Origin of the sequence: Nocardiopsis tropica (assembly GCF_042660575.1) — a bacterium.
Lineage (GTDB): Bacteria > Actinomycetota > Actinomycetes > Streptosporangiales > Streptosporangiaceae > Nocardiopsis > Nocardiopsis tropica.
On the sequence record NZ_JBHSUF010000023.1, the window covers coordinates 1 to 18,515 of the forward strand.

Sequence of the window (18,515 nt, forward strand, 5' to 3'; positions counted from 1 at the left end):
ACCGCCACCGACAAGGCCTTCTTCGCCTGGTCCTGACCGATCACATACGAGTCCAGGAACTCGTAGATCTCCCGCGGCTTCGGCAACGAGTCCCACGACAGCTCGGTGGCGTCGGCGAGTTCCTCTTCGATGATCTCGTTGCACAGATCGATGCACTCATCGCAGATGTACACGCCGGGGCCGGCGATGAGCTTCTTCACCTGCTTCTGGCTCTTACCGCAGAATGAGCACTTCAGCAGGTCCCCGCCGTCGCCGATGCGTGCCACCCAGCCACTCCTCAAAACTAAGGCCGCCCCGCCGGTGCCGCTCTGACGCGAAACCGCACGGAAGTCGAATCTCCCGTACCCGTCCACGAAGGTCACGGACGGGGCGATCTGTGTGTCGCTCTCCGCCAGACTAAGCGAAAAACCGGACCGGCTTCACCACCGGGCTCCCCCAGGCGGGTCAAGGGCCGGTCCGGCCCACGCTTCACCACTGCCGAGAATCCCCGGCGGAACACCCCGTTCCCAGGGGGCCGCGGAAGGACTTTCGGCTCCGTCACACCCCTACTTGAGGGAGGCCTTGCGGTACGGCAGCACGAAGTCGATGATGCCGTACTCCTTGGCCTCCTCCGCCGTGAGGATCTTGTCCCGCTCGATGTCCTTGGAGACCTGCTCCGGCGTACGACCGGTGTGGCGGGCCAGGGTGGTCTCCAGCTGCGTACGGATACGGGTGATCTCGTTCGCCTGGATCTCGATGTCGCTGGCCTGGCCGTGCATGCCCTCGGTCGCGGGCTGGTGGATCAGGATCCGGGCGTTGGGGAGCGCGCCGCGCTTCCCGGCCGTGCCTCCCGCGAGCAGGATCGCGGCTGCCGACGCGGCCTGGCCGATGCACACCGTCTGGATGTCGGGGCGCACGAACTGCATCGTGTCGTAGATCGCCATGAGGGACGTGAAAGACCCTCCGGGCGAGTTGATGTACATCTGGATGTCCCGCTCGGAGTCGAGCTGCTCAAGGGTGATGAGCTGGGCCATCAGGTCGTTGGCCGACGTGTCGTCGATCTGCACGCCGACGAAGATGATCCGCTCCTCGAAGAGCTTGTTGTACGGATTCATCTCCTTGACGCCGTACGACGTCCGCTCCACGTAGGACGGCAGGACGTAGCGGCTCTGGGGAGCCATCGAGGCCGCGCCGCCGATGAGACTGGGGTTGTACTCGGTCATTTCACGCCTTCCACGCACTGCGCCGTTCCTGGGACCAGGTCCGACGGGTCAACTCTGGGTACGGTCACCTGGTCACGTCGAGGGTGCCCTCGAGCACCTCGTCGATGAAGCCGTACTCCTTGGCCGCCTGAGCGGTGAACCAGCGGTCGCGGTCGGCGTCCTTCTCGATCTGCTCGACCGTCTGCCCCGTGTGCTCGGAGATCTTCTCGATGAACATCTTCTTCACGTACAGCAGCTGGTCTGCCAGGATCCGGATGTCGGAGGCGGTGCCCCCGATGCCACCGGACGGCTGGTGCATCATGACGCGGGTGTGCGGCAGCGCGTAGCGCTTGCCGGGGGCGCCGGCGCACAGGAGCATCTGGCCCATGGACGCGGCCATGCCGATGCCGACGGTACGGACATCGTTGGGGATGTACTGCATGACGTCGTAGATCGCCATGCCCGCGGTCACGGACCCACCCGGCGAGTTGATGTACAGGGTGATGTCCCGCTGGCGGTCCTCGGCGGACAGCAGCAGGAGCTCACCAACCAGGCGGTTGGCGATCTCGTCGTCGACCTGCTGGCCGAGGAAAACGATTCGCTGGCGCAACAGGCGCTGAGGCGTCTGCTCAATAAAAGGGGAAATCTGCGACTCGGACGTACGAGCGTCGAATCGCGGGGACTCATCAAAGGTCGGCGGCACTCTCGTCACCTGCTCCGGAATCGAAACGGTTGCGATACAGCGACACTAACGCCGACGGAAGCCGGGCTCGTCCGGATACCGTCCCTGTTCGCTTTGAGCGCAGGGTGGCGCAGGGCCCGTACAGCACTTTCTTCCACCAGCGAACACATCGGGCCCCGACCGGCCCGAGGGGTCGGTCGGGGCCCGTGCACGCCGGGCGCGAAGCCTACTTGGCTTCCTCGGACTTGTCGTCGCCGGCCTCGTCGGCCGCGGCCGCGGGGGCCCCGGTCTCCTCGGCGTCGTCCTCGATGACCTCGAGGGACTCCTCGGCGGCGACCGCGGCGGCCTTGGCCGCGGTCTCCTCGGCGTTCTCCTGCTCGATGACGTTGCCGTCCTCGTCGGTGACCCGGGCGCCGGCCAGGACCAGGTCCATGGCCTTGCCGCGGACGACCTCGGTGAAGGCGACGCGGATCTGGTTGGACTCGACCAGGTGCTGGGCCAGCTGGTCCGGGCTCACGCCCATGCGCTGGGCCTGCTCGAACACGTACTGGCTGAGCTCGCCCTGGTCGGCGCTCAGGTCTTCCTGGATCGCCAGCTGGTCGAGGATGAACCCGGCCTTGACGGCCGAGCGGGCGCCCGTGGTGAGCTCTTCGTCGAACTCCTCCTCGGTCTTCTCCTGCGACTCCAGGTAGGCCTCCTTGGTGAGACCGCCCTGGGCGAGCTGCTGCTCCAGGCTCTGGCGACGGCGGGTGATCTCCTCGTCGACGACCGCGTCGGGCAGCGGCACGTCGACGGACTCGATCAGCTGCTCCAGGGCCTTGTCACGGGCCGCGGAGAGCTGCTGGAGGCGGCGGACCTCCGACATGCGCTTGCGCACGTCGTCACGCAGCTCCTCGATCGTGTCGAACTCGGAGGCCAGCTGGGCGAACTCGTCGTCCAGCTCGGGCAGCTCCTTGACCTTCACACTGTGCACGGTGACGGTGACGTCCGCCTCCTTGCCCTCGTGCTCACCACCGACGAGGGTGGTCTTGAAGGTGGCCTCGCCGCCGGCCTCCATGCCCACGAGGGTCTCGTCGAGGCCCTCCAGCATGGCGTTGGTGCCGACCTCGTAGGAGTAGCCGCTGACCGCCACGTCGTCGAGCTTCTCGCCGTCGATCGCGGCGGAGAGGTCGATGGACAGGTGGTCACCGGTCTCGACGGGGCGGTCGGCCCCCACGAGGGTGGAGAAGCGCTCGCGCAGCGTGCCGATCTGCTCGTCGACCTGCTCGTCGGTGACCTCGGCGCTGTCGACGGTCACCTCGATGCCCTTGTAGTTCTCGACCTCGAACTTGGGGCGGACGTCGACCTCGGCGGTGAACGCGAGCTCCTCGTTGTCCTCCAGCTTGGTGACCTCCACGTCGGGCTGGCCGAGCGCGAAGAGCTCCTCCTTCTGGATGGCTTCGTTGTAGAGCTCCGGGACGGCGTGGTTGACCGCTTCGCTGATCACCGCGCCGCGGCCGACGTAGCGGTCGATCAGCCGCGCCGGCGCCTTGCCCGGGCGGAAGCCCTTGATCCGGACCTGCTTGGCGAGCGACTTGTACGTCACGTCGAAAGCGTGATCGAGCTCCTCGAAGGGCACCTCGATGGTCAGCTTGACCCGGGTGGGGCTCAGCTCCTCGACATCGGTCTTCACGGGGCGGTACTCCTAGGTTTGCCGGCTGGTGTCCGCGTCGGCCCGCAGGCGCACCACACACAACGGCGAAATGCACGAGCGCACCCCGGGGCCATGACGACCACGTTCACACGGGGTGCCCTGCGACGGGCTGGGACTTACAGTTTCCTGCTGATCGCACCAAGTCTAGGGCAGATACACAGGGGGCCACGGCGTACGGCCGGAGGCCGATGCCACGGATGGTTTCGTCGGGGTGGCGGGATTCGAACCCGCGGCCTCATGCTCCCAAAGCATGCGCGCTAACCAAGCTGCGCTACACCCCGTACACCGCACCAAGGATCGCACTCCCGGGATGGGGGTGCGACCACGGCTCGGGAGACTGTACTCTTGTCTCCGTCGGCTCCACGAGTCTAGAGGAAACTCGAAGGCTCCGGCGCCACGCGGGCGTAGTTCAATGGTAGAACCCCAGCCTTCCAAGCTGGTCATGCGAGTTCGATTCTCGTCGCCCGCTCCACCGCTCCACCCCGGGCCCCGGCCCCTCCTGCCGGGCCCTCGCGCGGGGGCGCCCCGTCTCCACGGCACGGCACACCCCCGCGCGAACGCCCCGGCCGTCCCACGGACCCGGCGGACCGGGGAGCCCGGCCCTGCTCCCCGGAGGCGGAATACCCGCCCCGAACGGGTACGTTGACCTTTCGGGCGAACCCGTCGGCTCGGATCGGACACGGGGGCCCTCGCTTCGTTGGGACGGGTGGCTGAATGACGGACACGGACGCGACGCACGGCGCCGACACTCCCCTCGGCGCCCACTGGTTCGAGCGGCCCGAGCTCCTGGAGCGGCCCGCCGTCGTCACCGGAGCCTTCGACGTCCTGCACGTCGGACACGTCCGCTTCCTCCGGTCCATCGCCGAACGCGGCCTGCCCCTCGTCGTCGGCATCGAGTCCGACCGCAGGGTGGGCGCCTGGAAGGGGCCCGGACGCCCCGTGAACCCCGCCGAGGAGCGCGCCGAGACGGTGGCCGCGCTCGCCTGCGTCAGCGGCGCCTTCGTCATCGAGGGCCCGCCCGGGGTCGCCGACTGGTCCGCCTACGCCGAACTCCTGCGCCCGCTCGACCCTGCCGCCCTGGCGTACACCGCCGGGGACCGGTACACGCAGGCCAAGATCCGCGGAGCCGACGCCCTCGGCGCCCAGGCGTGGGAGCTGCCGTTCACCCCCGGCCGCTCCACCACGGCCGCGCTGGGCCGGCTCGCCCACTCCCTCTGACCCCCCGAGCCGCCGGAGAGCCCCCTGGCACGGCGGCTTCGGGCGGCCCCGCACCGGCCGCCGGCCGGGCGGCGCGCTCTCCCCGGGAAGCCGTGCACGGGCGCGGGCGTTGACGCATGCGTGGCGAAGCAGCGAGAAGAACGGGGCCGCCCATGTCCATGATGTCGGGAAGACCTTCCTACAGGTCCCTGGTCAACGACGGGAGCGCGAAGGGCAAGCAACTGCCCCCCGGCCTCACCCGCCGGATCGTCTCCTACGCCCGCCCCCACTGGCGGGCGATCCTGTGGTTCCTCCTGGTGACATCGGTCGGCTCCGCCATCGTGGTCGCCAACCCCCTCCTGCTCAGGGCCATCATCGACGAGGGCATCCTCCCGGGGGACACCTCCCTCGTGGTGTGGCTGGCCGTCGCCGCGGCGGGGCTGGCCGTCCTGGAGGGCGGGCTGACGCTGCTCGGCCGGTGGCTGTCCGCGCGGATCGGCGAGGGCGTCATCTACCTGCTGCGCACCCAGGTCTTCACCCACGTGCAGCGGATGCCGCTGTCGTTCTTCACGCGCACCCAGACGGGTTCGCTGATCAGCAGGCTCAACACGGACGTGGTGGGCGCGCAGCGCGCGATCACCTCCGTGCTCCAGTCGGTGCTGTCCAACCTGATCAGCGTGGTGGCGGTGCTCGTCACGATGCTCGCCCTGTCGTGGCAGGTGACACTGCTCGCCCTCGTCCTGGTCCCGCTGTTCGTGGTCCCCGCGAAGCTCATCGGGCGCAGGCTCGCCCACATCTCCCGCGACGCGATGGACAACAACGCGGACATGAGCTCCCTCATGACCGAGCGGTTCAACGTCGGCGGCGCGATGCTGGTCAAGCTGTACGGCCGCCCGGACGAGGAGTCGGCCGGGTTCGCGGACCGGGCGGGCCGGGTCCGCGACCTGGGCGTCCGCCAGGCCGTCCTCGGCTCCCTGCTCTTCAGCATGCTGGGCCTGATCACGGCCCTGGCGATGGCGATGGTGTACGGGGTCGGCGGGGTGCTGGCGATCGGCGGGGCGTTCGAGGTGGGCACCCTGGTCGCGCTCACCACCCTGCTCACACGGCTCTACGGGCCGGTGACGACGCTGTCCAACGTGCACGTGGAGATCATGACCGCGCTGGTCTCCTTCGACCGGGTCTTCGAGGTGCTGGACCTGGAACCGGGCCTCAAGGAGGACCCGGACGCGCGGGACCTCCCCCCGGGGCCCCTGGGCGTCGAGTTCGACCAGGTGTCCTTCCGCTACCCGGGGGCCCGCGAGTCCTCGGTCGCGTCGCTGGAGCTGGCCCCGCACGCCGAGGTCGACGACGACACCCAGGTGCTGAGCGGGGTGTCGTTCCGGGCCGCGCCGGGCACGATGGTGGCCCTCGTGGGGCCGTCCGGCGCCGGCAAGACGACGCTGACCCACCTGGTCTCCCGCCTGTACGACCCCACCGAGGGCGCGGTGCGCGTCGGCGGGCTGGACCTGCGCGGGGTGACCGGGGACTCGCTGCGCGAGGCGGTGGGCGTGGTCACACAGGACGCCCAGCTGTTCCACGACACGGTGGGCGCGAACCTCCGCTACGCGCGCCCCGGGGCGACCGACGCCGAACTGGAGGAGGCGCTGCGCATGGCCCGCCTCGGGACGCTCCTGGACCAGCTGCCGAACGGCCTGGACACGATGGTGGGCGACCGGGGTTACCGGCTCTCCGGCGGTGAGAAGCAGAGGCTGGCGATCGCCCGCCTGTTGTTGAAGGCTCCGTCGGTGGTGGTGCTGGACGAGGCCACCGCGCACCTGGACTCGGAGTCCGAGGCCGCCGTGCAGGAGGCCCTGGCGGTCGCGCTGGAGGGGCGGACGTCCCTGGTGATCGCGCACCGGCTGGCCACCGTCCGCGAGGCCGACCAGATCCTGGTGCTGGAGGACGGGCGCATCCTGGAGCGCGGCACGCACGACGAGCTGCTGGGGCGCGAGGGGCTCTACACGGCCCTCTACCGGACCCAGTTCGCGCCGCAGTCGAGGGCCTGAGGCCGGGGGCGGGGGCGGGGCCGCGTCCCCGGATCCCCTGCGGGTCCCGGCAGGAGCGCGGGTCCGCGCGACGGCCCGCGGGACACGCCCTAACCGCGTCCGGCCCTCTCCGCCTCCTTCCGGGCCTTCCTCGCCTTCTTCTCGGCCTTCTCGGCCTTGTCCGCCTTCTTCTTGGCCTTCTTGGCCTTCTTCTTCGCCTTGTCGGACTTCTCGGACCCCGTCCGGCCCTCGTCCGACCCCTTCTCCGGCCGGGACGCCCCCTCGGGCCCCTTCCCCCCGGAACCCTTCCCGGCCTTCCTGCGCTCCTTCTTGGCGGCCTTGGAGTGCTTGGGCTTCTTGCCCTTCTTCGGCTTCTTGGCGTCCTTGGAGGTGACGTGGTCGGCCAGGACCGCGGGCAGGGGCGCGAGGCCGGGACCGCCGTCGAAGATCCAGTCGTCGATGGCCTCGAGCAGCTCGTCCTCGGTGACCCGCCCCAGCCAGACGGGCCGGCCCCCGGCGGCGCGCCCCTCCCGGGACGGCTGCACGACCACCACGTCGGCCTCGAAGCAGATGCCCAGGCACTTGCTGGTGCGGACGGGGACGGTACGGCCGGAGTGGTCCTCGATGGCGCCGAGGCGGGCCAGCTGGGCCCTGTGGTCCACGCCGGGGACCTTCTTCCGGGTCCCGCAGCAGCACCCCCGGCAGACCGTCAACTGACAGGGCCGCCCCTCCGCAGCGCTCACACCCACCCCTCTCACAGGTTGCGTGAGGTTCGCCTTACCTCACCAGCGTAATCGTCTCCCCCGGCCTCCTGACCAGCGGGTACCTCCTCGGTCCCGGGGCCCTCGACCACGACGGGCCGCCAGGTCTCCGGCAGCCCCGCCCCGTCGTCCCGGCCGTTCCAGCCCGGGGCCCACACGATCGGCAGGCCCGCCGCGAACAGGGGTCGCCTGTGGTCCATGAGCTGCACCCGCACCTGCGGTTCGGTGCACGCCCCCGAGTTGCCGCACCTGGCCACCACCTGCCCCGCCCGCACCCTGTCCCCGCGGCCGACCGTCAGGGAGCCCCGCGCCAGGTGGCCGAGGAGCAGGTGGTCGCCGCCCCCGACGTCGATCACGAGGTGGTTGCCGAGTATCCCCGAGGGGCCGCGCAGCTCCCGCAGGGCGTTCTCCACCACCGCTCCGAAGAGCCACGGCCAGGAGTTGCGACTGCGGTGGTCGCGCCGCCCGTCGTGCGCGGTGACCACCGTGCCGTCGGCTGGGGCGTACACGGCCCTGCCGAACGCCGGGAAGTCCTCCGGCGGGCGGCTGAGCGGACGCCAGGCGATGTCGGGCCGGGCCCCTCCCCCCGGCTCGGCGACCAGGCCGAGCGCGTAGGTCTGCCCGTAGGCGTGGCTGCCCTGGCTCGGGGTCCCGTCAACGGGGCTCGTGAGCGCCATCCACCTGCCGCGCACCGGCGGCAGCACCGCCCTGGGCTCGCGCCGCACCGTGCCGAGCCGCAGGTACACGGCCAGGGCCGCGACGAGCAGCCCGGTGCCCGCCCACCACGGCACGCCGGCGTAGGCCGCGAGCAGGAGGAGGGTGGCGGCCCACATCAGCGGCATGCGGACCCTGGCGGCCAGGACCGGCAGGCGTCCGCCTCCCCGTCCCGCCCCGGATCCGACCGGGCGCCGGGGGCCGCCGGAAGCCCTCGGGCCCCCTCCGCGCACCGGTGTGTTCGAGGCGTCCGAAACCACGGTGGGCACACGGCTGTCGGCGGGGTCCTGTTCGGTCTCCCGGTCCGTCGCGCCGGGTTCGGCGGAGAGGGCCGCCGGGGGCAGCGGCACGGTCGGCGCCCCCTGCGGGGCGGCCGGCCCGTCCGGGCCGGGGAAGGGGAACGGGGCGGGTGAGGGCATCCTCCATTGTGGACGCACCCCGCCCGCCCCGCTCACGCACGGCGGCCGGCGCTACTTCCTGTCCTCCCGTGCACGCTTGCGCAGGTACTCCGTCGCGGCTCCGGCCCCCTTGTCGATCCTGTCGTCGTGGGCACCTCCCGTAGCCCTCTTCGCGGCGTCGGCTGCCTTGCCGACCAGCCCCTGGGCCTTCTCGGCGTTGTCGTCGACGGCCTTCTTCAGCCGCTTGAACGCATCTCCGGTACCGGACATGGAATCCCCCCTAGATCCGTCCTGCTCCTGACGCGATACCCGGTTCACACCCTCTTCATGCGGATTGTGCAGACCGGGCGGTCGGTCCCGGCGGATCAGATGCCCAGGACGAGACGGGCGATGGAGAAGTAGATGATCAGGCCGGTGGCGTCCACGAGGGTCGCCACCATCGGTGAGGACACCACGGCGGGGTCCACGCCGACCTTGCGCGCGAGCAGCGGCATGGCCGATCCGATGACCGCCGCCCACGTGCACACCGCGACCACCGAGCACGCCACCACCGCGGCGACGGCGAACCCGACGAGCAGGGAGCCGATGGCCAGGGCGAGGCCCGCGAGCATGACGCCCAGGAGCAGCCCGACCCGCGCCTCCTTCCAGATGACCCGGGGGAGGTCGCGCACCCGCACCTCGCCCACGGCCAGGGCGCGCACGATGGCGGTGGCCGACTGGGCGCCGACGTTCCCGCCGGTGCCGATGAGCATCGGCACGAACATCGCCAGGGCCGTGACCTCCTCCAGGGTGGCCTCGAACGCCTGCATGACGTTGACCGTCAGCGTGGCCGCGACGATGAGCAGCATCAGCCAGACCGACCTCGCGCCCACGAGCCGCAGCACGCTGACGGAGACGTAGTGGTCGCCGACGGGGCTGGCGCCGGACTGCCGGGCCATGTCCTCGGAGTCGGCGGCCTCGATGACCTCCAGGGCGTCGTCGAAGGTCAGAAGGCCCACGAACCGGTCCTCGGAGTCCACCACGGCCAGGGAGACCAGGTTGGCCTCCTGCATCAGGCGTGCGGCGTCCTCCGCGGACTCCGAGGCGCCGACGCGGGGGGCGAACACGTCGACGATGTCCTTGAGCAGCCGGTCGTCTTCGCTGACGACCAGGTCCCCCAGGGTCACCGTGCCGACCAGGCGGCGGCCGTCGCTCACCACCGGCAGGGTGTAGATGGTCTCGGCGTCGGCCCCCCGGGCGCGCACGACCTCCAGGGCGCGGTGCACCGTCAGGTCGCGGTGCAGGATGACGGTCTCCGGGGTCATGAACCGGCCGACGGCGTCCTCGGGATACCCCAGGAGGGCGGCGGTCATCTTGCGCTCGGCGGGACTGAGGCCGGCCAGGGCCCGGGTGGCGATCTTCGCCGGCGCCTCCCCGATGAGGCGGGCCCGGTCGTCCGGGTCCATCTCCTCCAGGATCTCGTGGAAGGCGCTGTCGCGGAGGCCGAGCAGGATGGCCTGCTGCTGGCTGGGGTCGAGTTCCTCGAAGACCTCCAGCTCGCGGTCCTTGTCCAGGAGCCGGAACGGGATGATCGCCTCGCCTCCGGCCATGCGTGAGAGTTCGTCGGCGATCTCGTAGGGCCTGTGCTCGGCCAACCAGAGCCGGATGCCGGTCAGGTCGTTGTTCTCGACCAGATCGGTCAGTTCTTCAGCGCGCTCGCCTTCTGACATGCGAAGCACCCCCTCGCGTCTCCTACGCCCTGCGGGAGGACCCGCGGGCGGCACCAGTCTTCGGATAGCGGTGGGCCTGTGGAGGGGCCCCGCTCCGGTCCCGTCGTCACTGGTGTGGTGGGCCGTGGGAGTTGGCGCCCGGGGGCTGCGGGGGCGGGCACGGCGATCCGGGGACGTGTACGGACTGACCGCCGTACGCGGGGACGGGGAGCATTCCGACCCTACCCTCAGGCCGGCTCGGACGCCGCACCGCACACCCCTGCGGCGCGGCACGCGGGGCCCGGGCGGCTCAGTCGCGCCAGAGGACGACGAGGGCGCAGTCGTCGTTCTTGTCCTTGGACAGGGTGTCGACGAGCTCCCCGGCCCCGGTGGCGAACCCGTGGGGGACGAGTCGCTCGGCCTCGCCGAGGAGCCGGTCGATCCCCGCGTCGAGGTCTTCACCAGGGGTTTCGATGAGGCCGTCGGTGCAGAGCATGATGGCGTCACCGGGGCGGAGCTTGCCCTGGACGGATGTGTAGGTCATCTCGGGGATGACCCCGAGGACCACGCCCTTGGCCTCGGTGGTGCTCCAGAGCCCGCCGCCGCTGTCGTAGTGCAGCGCGGGCGGGTGACCCGCGGAGGCGATCTGGTACTCGCCTGTGTCGAGGTCCACACTGAGGTGCACGGCGGTCACGAAGCCCTCGCCGCCGCTGTTGCGCATCAGGTAGTCGTTGCAGTGGGAGAGGAAGTCTCCCGTGGGCACCGCGCCGATGAGTCCGCTGAAGGCCCCGGAGAGCATGAGCGCCCGGGTCCCCGCGTCCACGCCCTTGCCGGAGACGTCCACCACGGCCACGTCCAGCCGGTCCTCCCTGCGGATGGAGACGACGAAGTCCCCTCCGAAGGAGGAGCCGCCGGCCTGGCGGAGGACGGCGGTCCGCCCCCACCCCTCGGGGAGCCGGGGCATGCGGCCCTGGTGCCGGATCCGGTCGCGCAGGTCCAGCAGCATCATCTCGCCGCTGAGGCCCTGCACCCCCAGGCGTTCGCGCACGCCCGACAGCAGGTAGGAGAGGACCGCGGTGACGCCGATCGTGACCAGCAGGCCGGGGCCGACCTGGCCGAAGTCGAGCATGTAGGCGACGAAGACCAGGACGGCGGCGACCACGCCGAGCAGGAAGGCCAGGCTCTTGCGCTTGAGGAGGAGACCGCCCGCGAGGACGGTGAGGATCGTGGAACTGGGCGGGAACCACCCGGAGGGGCCCCACACGGCGCCGACGCCGATCCCCACGGCCAGGGTGACGAGGGTGATGAGGACGAGCCTGTAGCGGAACAGCACCTTGCGCCGGAGCACCGCGACGAGCCTCTGCGCGGAGGAGCGCAGGAGCCGGGTGGTCTTGGCGGTCGGTGTGGGCTTCATGGATCCTCATCATCGGCGCACCCGCTTCACCAGCGGGGTCGCCCTCTCGGGCGGCGCGGTCGGACGGCACGGTCGGACGGCCGCGGGGGCCGCGTCGCCACCGGGCACCTGTTCGGCGGGCCGGGGCGGTGTGGGGCACTCCCCGGTCGTGGTGGCTGGAGACGCCGATCGACGGGCACCACCGTGCCGCGGACAACGAGGGCCCGCCACTGTGCACGAACTGTAGCGCGCGGAATGTCGCCCTGGCACGTGCAACCAGCGGTGTTCTCCCCCAAACCGAGGGTTTGGGTTCAGCCGATAACCGAGCGTACGGAGTCGGGCACTTCCCCGGTCCCGGGGAACGGCTCTGTTTTCCGGGGATGTACACCCTTCTCGGACACTGTGCGGTGACCGGACCCGCCCGCGTCCGGGTGGCGGGGCGCGGCGCGCGTCCCGGGGGCGCGGCCGGACCCCAGGGTCTCACAGCGCTCGGCGCCCCACCAGGGCCGTGCGGCCCGCGGGCGGGCGGCCGGGGCCGGTGCGGACGCGGCCCGGACGGCGGAACGCCCCCGCGCGGGACCGTGGCGGCCGGGCGGGGGCGTGGGACGGGGTTACGGGAGGGGCGGCAGTTCGCCGGTCTGCTCGTAGCCGGTCAGCATCGCGATGCGGCGGGTGTGCCGCTCCTCGTCGCTGTACGGGGTGGCGAGGAAGACCTCCACGAAGCGGGTCGCCTCCTCCGGGGAGTGCATCCGTCCGCCGATGCCGAGCACGTTGGCGTCGTTGTGCTCGCGCGCCAGGCGGGCGGTCTGCTCGCTCCAGGCCAGGGCGGCGCGGACGCCCCTGACCTTGTTGGCGGCGATCTGCTCGCCGTTCCCGGAACCGCCGATGACGACGCCCAGCGAGCCGGGGTCCGCGGCGACGCCCTCGGCGGCGCGCAGGACGAAGGGCGGGTAGTCGTCGACCGCGTCGTAGACGCGGGGTCCCGCGTCGACCACGTCGTGGCCCCGCTCCTTCAGCCAGGAGACGAGGTGTTCTTTGAGCTCGAAGCCCGCATGATCTGATCCAAGGTAAACACGCACGTGTCCAGTCTGGCAGGTCACGGGGGTGACGGGCACGGCGCCCCGCCCCGCGTCCGGGGACGCGGGCGGGGCGCCGTCGTGCACGGGTCCGCTCAGACCGCGCCGGAGGCGGCGGCGGCCACGCTCAGGCCCAGGACGGCGAAGAGCGCCATCGAGATGACGGCGACGGCGTTGTAGACGATCATCGACTTGATGTCCTTGCCGATGGGGCCTGCCTTGGAGACCGCGGGCTTGCTGCTCAACTCACACCTCATTGGGTTCGACCAGGGATGACCAGACGGAATTTTTCCACACCCCACAACGCGGCCGTCACCGGGGCCGATTCCTCGGAAGGGCGGCCGGGGGCCGTGAGACCGCGCACACCGGACGCGGCCCCGGCACCCCGGGGGTCACATCTGGACGGCCTTGACCTCGCAGAACTCCTCCAGGCCCGCCAGCCCCCACTCACGGCCGTTCCCCGAGCGCTTGTAGCCGCCGAAGGGCGCCCGGGGGTTGAGCGCGCCGCCGTTGAGCTCGACCTGCCCCGCCCTCAGTCTGCGGGCGACGGCCAGCCCGCTCTCGCGGTCGGCGGACCACACGGCGGCGTTGAGCCCGTACACGGTGTCGTTGGCGACGGCGACGGCCTCCTCCACCGTGTCGTAGGGGATCATGACCAGCACCGGGCCGAAGATCTCCTCCTGGGCGATGCGCATGTCGTTGCGCACGTCCGCGAAGACCGTGGGCTTGGCGTAGTAGCCCCGGTCCCGGCCCTCGACGGGCTCGGGACCCCCCGTGACCAGGCGGGCGCCCTCCTCCACGCCGAGCCGGACGTAGCCGCGGACCTTCTCCAGCTGGGCGGCGGAGACGAGCGGGCCCAGGCGGGTGGCCTCGTCCTCCGGGTCGCCGGGCACGTACTTGGCGGCGGACTCGGCCGCGAGGGAGACCGCCTCCTCGTAGCTGTCGCGGTGGACCAGCATGCGGGTGAGCGCGTTGCAGCTCTGGCCCGTGTTGCGCATGACGTCGGCGACGCCGCGCTTGACCGCCTTGGCGAGGTCGGCGCCGGGCAGGATGACGTTGGGCGACTTGCCGCCCAGTTCGAGCGCGACCCTCTTGACGGTCTCGGCGGCCACCTGGCTGACCCGGGTCCCCGCGCGGGTCGAGCCGGTGAAGGACACCATGTCCACGCGCGGGTGGGCTGCGATGGCCTCCCCCACGACCGGTCCGGTGCCGGACACGAGGTTGAACACCCCGGCGGGCAGCCCGGCGTCGTGGAACACCTCGGCGAGGGCGTAGGCGCCGAGCGGGGCGATCTCGCTGGGCTTGAGGACGACGGTGTTGCCCGCCAGGAGGGCGGGGACGACCTTGAGGACGATCTGGTGGAGCGGGTAGTTCCACGGCGTGATGGCGCCGACGACGCCGACCGGCTCGCGCACGACCAGGGAGTTGCCGACGGTCTCACCGCCGAAGTAGCGCTCCCCGGCCTCCTCGACCAGGTCGATGTAGGTCCGGAACATGAGCTCGGGCAGGCCCGCCTGCACCCTGCGTGAGAACACCGCGGGCGCGCCCATGTCCCGGGTGAGCCCGGCGGCGATGTCGTCGATGCGGGCGCCGAACAGCTCGTGGGCCTTGGCCAGGTGGGTGACGCGCTGCCCCGGGGTCAGCGCGGACCAGGCCGGGAAGGCGGCGGCCGCGGCCTCGACCGCGGCCCCGACGTCCTCGGCCGTTCCGGCCGGAACGGTGTCGATGACCTGCTCTGTCGCCGGGTTCACCACGTCCAGGGCCTCGTCGGAGGCGGAGTCGCGCCAGGCGCCGTCGATGTAGAGGGATCGCATGGCCCCACTGTGGCAGAACGTGATTCGGGTTGGCCAGGGCGGGACGGGGGCGGGGCCGCGCACCCGTGGTTCCACGGACGGCTCCGGCCCCGGGTCAGCCCCAGTGCGGGGGGCGGTCGGCGATGAGCCGCGCGGTGGAGTCCTCCTCGGAGTCCTCGCCCCAGCCCACTCCGCGTTCGTCGCTGGTGGTGTCGGGCAGGATGTCGAGGTCGTCGAGGAACTCGACCCTGCGGTCGTCGTCGGGTCCGGGCATGTGCGGTCCTTCGCTCTGCGGTGGGTCCGGGCCCCGGCGTCCGGGGACCGGCGGCGCGGACGGGCGTCCGGAGCCGGGCCGGCCCCCGCCGGGCCCGCTTCCAGTGTGCCGTGTCGCCCCGGCCCCCGGGACCGCTCCCCGCCGCTCCGGGCGGCGGCCCGGAGCGCCCCCGGCTCACCGGGGCCGGGGCGCTCAGTCGAAGACGGGGTTGCGGGTGCGGGTGCGCTTGAGCTCGAAGAACCCGTCGGTCCCGGCGACCAGGCGGACGCCGTCCCACAGTTTCCCGGCCTCCTCGCCGCGGGGCACGGGCGTGACGACCGGGCCGAAGAAGGCCACGTCCTCCACCCGGACGACGGGGGTGCCGACGTCCTCGCCGACCAGCTTCATGGCCTCCGCGTGCGAGGCGCGCAGGGCCTCGTCGTACCCGGTGCCCTCCGCGGCCTCCACCAGGTCCTCGGGCAGGCCCGCGTCCGCGAGCGCGGCGCGGATCGTGTCGGCGGTCCGCGGTTCGGCGCCGTTGTGGAACCGGGTGCCCAGTGCGGTGTACAGGCCTCCGAGAACCTCCGGGCCGAAGCGCTGCTCGGCCGCGACGCACACGCGCACGGCGGCCCACGCCCCGTCCAAGGACGCCCTGTAGTCCTCCGGCAGGTCCCTGCCCTCGTTGAGGACGCTGAGGCTCATCACGTGCCAGCGGACCCTCACCGGACGGACGCGCTCCACCTCGAGCAGCCAGCGCGACGTGATCCACGCCCACGGGCACGCGGGGTCGAACCACATGTCGGCGTACACGGTCTCGGGCCCGCTGCTCGGGTCGGCGGTCTGCGTCATCGCTGCTCCTCGGATCGGTCGGGGGGACGGAACTTCACGTCGTAGGTAGGCAACCCCGGCCATCGGTTGCGCATTCCGCCCGTGCGCGTGGCAGGATCGATGCCGAGTGAAGACGACCCCCGGCCCGACGACGCTCCACCCACGCGGCGGACTCGCCGTGGTCGGCAACGATCCGGCCGGCGGGGACGGCGGCCGTGGAGGGAGCGTGGCGTGGCAGGGAACCTGACACGGGACGAGGCTCAGGAGCGGGCGCGGATTCTCAGCGTCGACTCCTACGCCGTGGAGCTCGACCTGACCACCGGTGACGAGACCTTCCGGTCCACCACCGTGGTCCGCTTCTCCAGCTCGGAGCCGGGTGCTCGGACGTTCGTCGAGCTGGCCGCCCCGAAGGTGATCACGGCGACGCTGAACGGCGCCGAGCTCGACCCGGCCGAACTGTTCGACGGCGAGCGCCTCGTGCTTCCCGAGGTGGCGGCCGAGAACGAGCTGACCGTCGTCGCCGACGCGGCGTACATGCGCACGGGCGAGGGCCTGCACCGCTTCGTCGACCCCGTGGACGACTCGGTGTACCTGTACACCCAGTTCGAGACGGCGGACGCGCACCGCATGTTCACGTGCTTCGACCAGCCCGACCTGAAGGCCACCTTCGAGCTGACGGTGTTCGCGCCCCCGTCGTGGGAGGTCGTGTCGAACAGCGCCCCCGACGTGGTGCGCGAGGCCGCCGGCGGGGAGCGGGTGCGCTGGCACTTCCCCGCCACGCCGGTGGTGTCCACCTACATCACCGCGCTCATCGCGGGCCCGTACCACGTGGTGCGCGACGAGCACGACGGCATCCCGCTGGGGCTGTACTGCCGCGCCTCGCTCGCCGAGCACCTGGACTCCGAGGCCCTGTTCGAGGTCACCAAGCAGGGGTTCGACTTCTTCCACGGCCTGTTCGACCTGCGGTACCCGTTCGGCAAGTACGACCAGCTGTTCGTCCCGGAGTTCAACGCGGGCGCCATGGAGAACGCGGGCGCGGTCACCTTCCTGGAGGACTACGTCTTCCGGTCCCGGGTCACCGACGCGCGCTACGAGCGCCGCGCGGAGACGATCCTGCACGAGATGGCGCACATGTGGTTCGGCGACCTGGTCACCATGCGCTGGTGGGACGACCTGTGGCTGAACGAGTCGTTCGCGACCTACGCCAGCGTGTACTGCCAGGCCAACGCCACCAAGTGGACCGACGCCTGGACGACGTTCGCGAACGTGGAGAAGTCCTGGGCGCTGCGCCAGGACCAGCTTCCCTCCACGCACCCGATCGCCGCCGACATGGTCGACATCCAGGCGGTCGAGGTCAACTTCGACGGCATCACGTACGCCAAGGGCGCCTCGGTGCTCAAGCAGCTCGCCGCGTACGTGGGCGTGGACGCGTTCTTCGCCGGAGTGCGCGCCTACTTCAAGGAGAACGCGTTCGGCAACACCGAGCTGAAGGACCTCCTCAAGCACCTGGAGGCCGCCTCCGGGCGGGACCTGTCCGGCTGGTCGCGCGAGTGGCTGGAGACCACGGGCGTCAACACGATGCGCCCGGAGTTCGAGGTGGACGCCGACGGGGCCTTCACGTCGTTCGCCGTGCTCCAGGAGGCCGACCCCGGGCACCCGACGCTGCGCTCGCACCGCCTCGCGATCGGGCTGTACGACCGCACCCCCGAGGGCATCGTGCGGCGCGAACGCGTGGAGCTGGACGTCAGCGGCGCGCGCACCGAGGTCCCCGAGCTGATCGGCACGGCCCAGCCGGACCTGGTGCTGATCAACGACGACGACCTCACCTTCACCAAGCTGCGCCTCGACGAGCGCTCCCTGCGCACGGTGGTGGAGGGCGCCGGCGAGATCCGCGAGTCGCTTCCGCGGGCCCTGGCCTTCGGCGCCGCCTGGGACATGACCCGTGACGGCGAGATGGCCGCCCGCGACTACGTGGCCCTGGTGATCTCCGGGATCAGCGGCGTCGACGACGTGATGGTGGCCCAGACCCTGCTGCGCCAGGCGTCCTCCGCCCTGCACATGTACGCCGACCCCGCGTGGCGCCCGTTCGGCTTCGAGCAGCTCTCCGACCGGCTGCGCGAGCTGCTGACCTCGGCCGAGCCCGGAGGGGACCTCCAGCTCGCCTACGCCAACGCGCTGGCGGGCACGGCCGCGAGCAACGCCCACCTGTCCCTGGTCCGGGGCCTGCTGGACGGCGCGATCACCGTGGACGGGCTGGCCGTGGACACGGACCTGCGGTGGACGCTGCTGCGCCGCCTGGTCGCCGCCGGGGAGGCCGGCGAGGCGGAGATCGCCGCCGAGCTGGAGTCCGACCCGACCGCGGCGGGCCAGCGGCACGCAGCCGGGGCCCGCGCCGCGATCCCCACGGCCGCGGCCAAGGCCGACGCGTGGGAGCGGATCGTGGGCGAGGAGCTGGCCAACGCCGAGTTCCGCGCGGTCCTGATGGGCTTCACCGAGCCCGGCCAGGCCGAGCTGTACCGGCCCTACACGGAGAAGTACTTCGCGCAGCTGGCCCCGGCGTGGGAGAAGTGGACGGGCGAGTTCGCCCAGACCTTCGCCGAGGTGATGTACCCGAGCGGGCTGGTGGAGGAGGCGACCCTGGAGCGCACGGACGCCTACATCGCGGAGGCCTCCCCCGCCCCGGCGCTCCGCCGGCTGCTGATCGAGGGCCGCGCGGGCGTGGAGCGCGCGCTGCGCGCCCGCGCCGTCGACATCGCCGCGGGCCGGGCCCGCGCCTAGAAGCGGACACAACGGCGGCCCCGGGGGTTCCCCCGGGGCCGCCGCCGCGTCCGGTC

Annotated in this window: 17 protein-coding genes and 2 tRNA genes; 4 read left to right on the forward strand and 15 right to left on the reverse strand. The window is 71.7% G+C overall.

Features of this window, described 5'->3' with window-relative positions; genetic code table 11:
- The 5 genes from ACFQBR_RS28265 to ACFQBR_RS28285 all read right to left on the reverse strand — a co-directional run.
- Positions 1–266, reverse strand: a 266-nt coding sequence (locus ACFQBR_RS28265) for a ClpX C4-type zinc finger protein (protein ID WP_378554894.1), incomplete at its 3' end; no start/stop codon positions are given.
- Positions 267–545: 279 nt separating this feature from the next.
- On the reverse strand, positions 546–1,202 hold the full coding sequence (locus tag ACFQBR_RS28270; RefSeq protein WP_267948591.1) for an ATP-dependent Clp protease proteolytic subunit: 657 nt from the start codon (positions 1,200–1,202) through the stop codon (positions 546–548).
- Between the two features lie 64 nt (positions 1,203–1,266).
- On the reverse strand, positions 1,267–1,791 hold the full coding sequence (locus tag ACFQBR_RS28275) for a ClpP family protease (RefSeq protein ID WP_267948590.1): 525 nt from the start codon (positions 1,789–1,791) through the stop codon (positions 1,267–1,269).
- Between the two features lie 298 nt (positions 1,792–2,089).
- Positions 2,090–3,535: a trigger factor gene (gene tig / locus ACFQBR_RS28280; protein ID WP_344184639.1), complete on the reverse strand. Its 1,446-nt coding sequence runs from the start codon at positions 3,533–3,535 to the stop codon at positions 2,090–2,092.
- Between the two features lie 227 nt (positions 3,536–3,762).
- Positions 3,763–3,837, reverse strand: a tRNA-Pro gene (locus tag ACFQBR_RS28285).
- 117 nt (positions 3,838–3,954) lie between these two features.
- Between ACFQBR_RS28285 and ACFQBR_RS28290 the strand changes: the two genes are divergently transcribed.
- The 3 genes from ACFQBR_RS28290 (at position 3,955) to ACFQBR_RS28300 (ending at position 6,798) form a co-directional block, all read left to right on the forward strand.
- Positions 3,955–4,028: transfer RNA gene (locus ACFQBR_RS28290), tRNA-Gly, on the forward strand.
- Between the two features lie 242 nt (positions 4,029–4,270).
- A complete protein-coding gene (locus ACFQBR_RS28295; RefSeq protein ID WP_267948588.1) occupies positions 4,271–4,774 on the forward strand; it encodes an adenylyltransferase/cytidyltransferase family protein in 504 nt (167 codons plus the stop codon).
- A 158-nt stretch (positions 4,775–4,932) separates the two neighbouring features.
- Positions 4,933–6,798 carry an ABC transporter ATP-binding protein gene (locus ACFQBR_RS28300; RefSeq protein ID WP_267950276.1) on the forward strand — a complete coding sequence of 622 codons (1,866 nt, stop codon included), beginning with the start codon at positions 4,933–4,935 and terminating at the stop codon, positions 6,796–6,798.
- A gap of 89 nt (positions 6,799–6,887) precedes the next feature.
- Here ACFQBR_RS28300 and ACFQBR_RS28305 read toward each other — a convergent pair whose 3' ends face one another.
- The 10 genes from ACFQBR_RS28305 to ACFQBR_RS28350 all read right to left on the reverse strand — a co-directional run bounded on the left by ACFQBR_RS28305 (position 6,888) and on the right by ACFQBR_RS28350 (position 15,702).
- Positions 6,888–7,439 carry a (2Fe-2S) ferredoxin domain-containing protein gene (locus tag ACFQBR_RS28305; RefSeq protein WP_465264170.1) on the reverse strand — a complete coding sequence of 184 codons (552 nt, stop codon included), beginning with the start codon at positions 7,437–7,439 and terminating at the stop codon, positions 6,888–6,890.
- 92 nt (positions 7,440–7,531) lie between these two features.
- Complete coding sequence (locus tag ACFQBR_RS28310) at positions 7,532–8,671, reverse strand: M23 family metallopeptidase (RefSeq protein ID WP_344184637.1); 1,140 nt, start codon at positions 8,669–8,671, stop codon at positions 7,532–7,534.
- Between the two features lie 51 nt (positions 8,672–8,722).
- Positions 8,723–8,920 carry an antitoxin gene (locus ACFQBR_RS28315; RefSeq protein ID WP_267948585.1) on the reverse strand — a complete coding sequence of 66 codons (198 nt, stop codon included), beginning with the start codon at positions 8,918–8,920 and terminating at the stop codon, positions 8,723–8,725.
- Between the two features lie 95 nt (positions 8,921–9,015).
- Complete coding sequence (gene mgtE / locus ACFQBR_RS28320; RefSeq protein WP_267948584.1) at positions 9,016–10,359, reverse strand: magnesium transporter; 1,344 nt, start codon at positions 10,357–10,359, stop codon at positions 9,016–9,018.
- Positions 10,360–10,648: 289 nt separating this feature from the next.
- A complete protein-coding gene (locus ACFQBR_RS28325; RefSeq protein ID WP_267948583.1) occupies positions 10,649–11,752 on the reverse strand; it encodes a PP2C family protein-serine/threonine phosphatase in 1,104 nt (367 codons plus the stop codon).
- Between the two features lie 590 nt (positions 11,753–12,342).
- Entirely contained in the window at positions 12,343–12,810 is a 468-nt protein-coding gene (locus ACFQBR_RS28330; protein WP_267948582.1) for a ribose-5-phosphate isomerase, read from the reverse strand.
- A 92-nt stretch (positions 12,811–12,902) separates the two neighbouring features.
- Positions 12,903–13,052 (reverse strand): hypothetical protein, encoded by a 150-nt coding sequence (locus ACFQBR_RS28335; protein ID WP_267948581.1) that lies wholly within the window; start codon positions 13,050–13,052, stop codon positions 12,903–12,905.
- Positions 13,053–13,199: 147 nt separating this feature from the next.
- Positions 13,200–14,621, reverse strand: coding sequence for an aldehyde dehydrogenase family protein (locus tag ACFQBR_RS28340; protein WP_344184636.1), 1,422 nt, complete (start codon positions 14,619–14,621; stop codon positions 13,200–13,202).
- 94 nt (positions 14,622–14,715) lie between these two features.
- On the reverse strand, positions 14,716–14,874 hold the full coding sequence (locus ACFQBR_RS28345) for a hypothetical protein (protein ID WP_267948579.1): 159 nt from the start codon (positions 14,872–14,874) through the stop codon (positions 14,716–14,718).
- A gap of 192 nt (positions 14,875–15,066) precedes the next feature.
- The gene (locus ACFQBR_RS28350) at positions 15,067–15,702 is read right to left on the reverse strand and encodes a mycothiol-dependent nitroreductase Rv2466c family protein (protein ID WP_344184635.1); all 636 of its coding nucleotides are present in this window, start codon (positions 15,700–15,702) and stop codon (positions 15,067–15,069) included.
- A gap of 210 nt (positions 15,703–15,912) precedes the next feature.
- Between ACFQBR_RS28350 and pepN the strand changes: the two genes are divergently transcribed.
- Positions 15,913–18,459 carry an aminopeptidase N gene (gene pepN / locus ACFQBR_RS28355; protein ID WP_378554880.1) on the forward strand — a complete coding sequence of 849 codons (2,547 nt, stop codon included), beginning with the start codon at positions 15,913–15,915 and terminating at the stop codon, positions 18,457–18,459.
- The last annotated feature ends 56 nt before the right edge of the window (positions 18,460–18,515 follow it).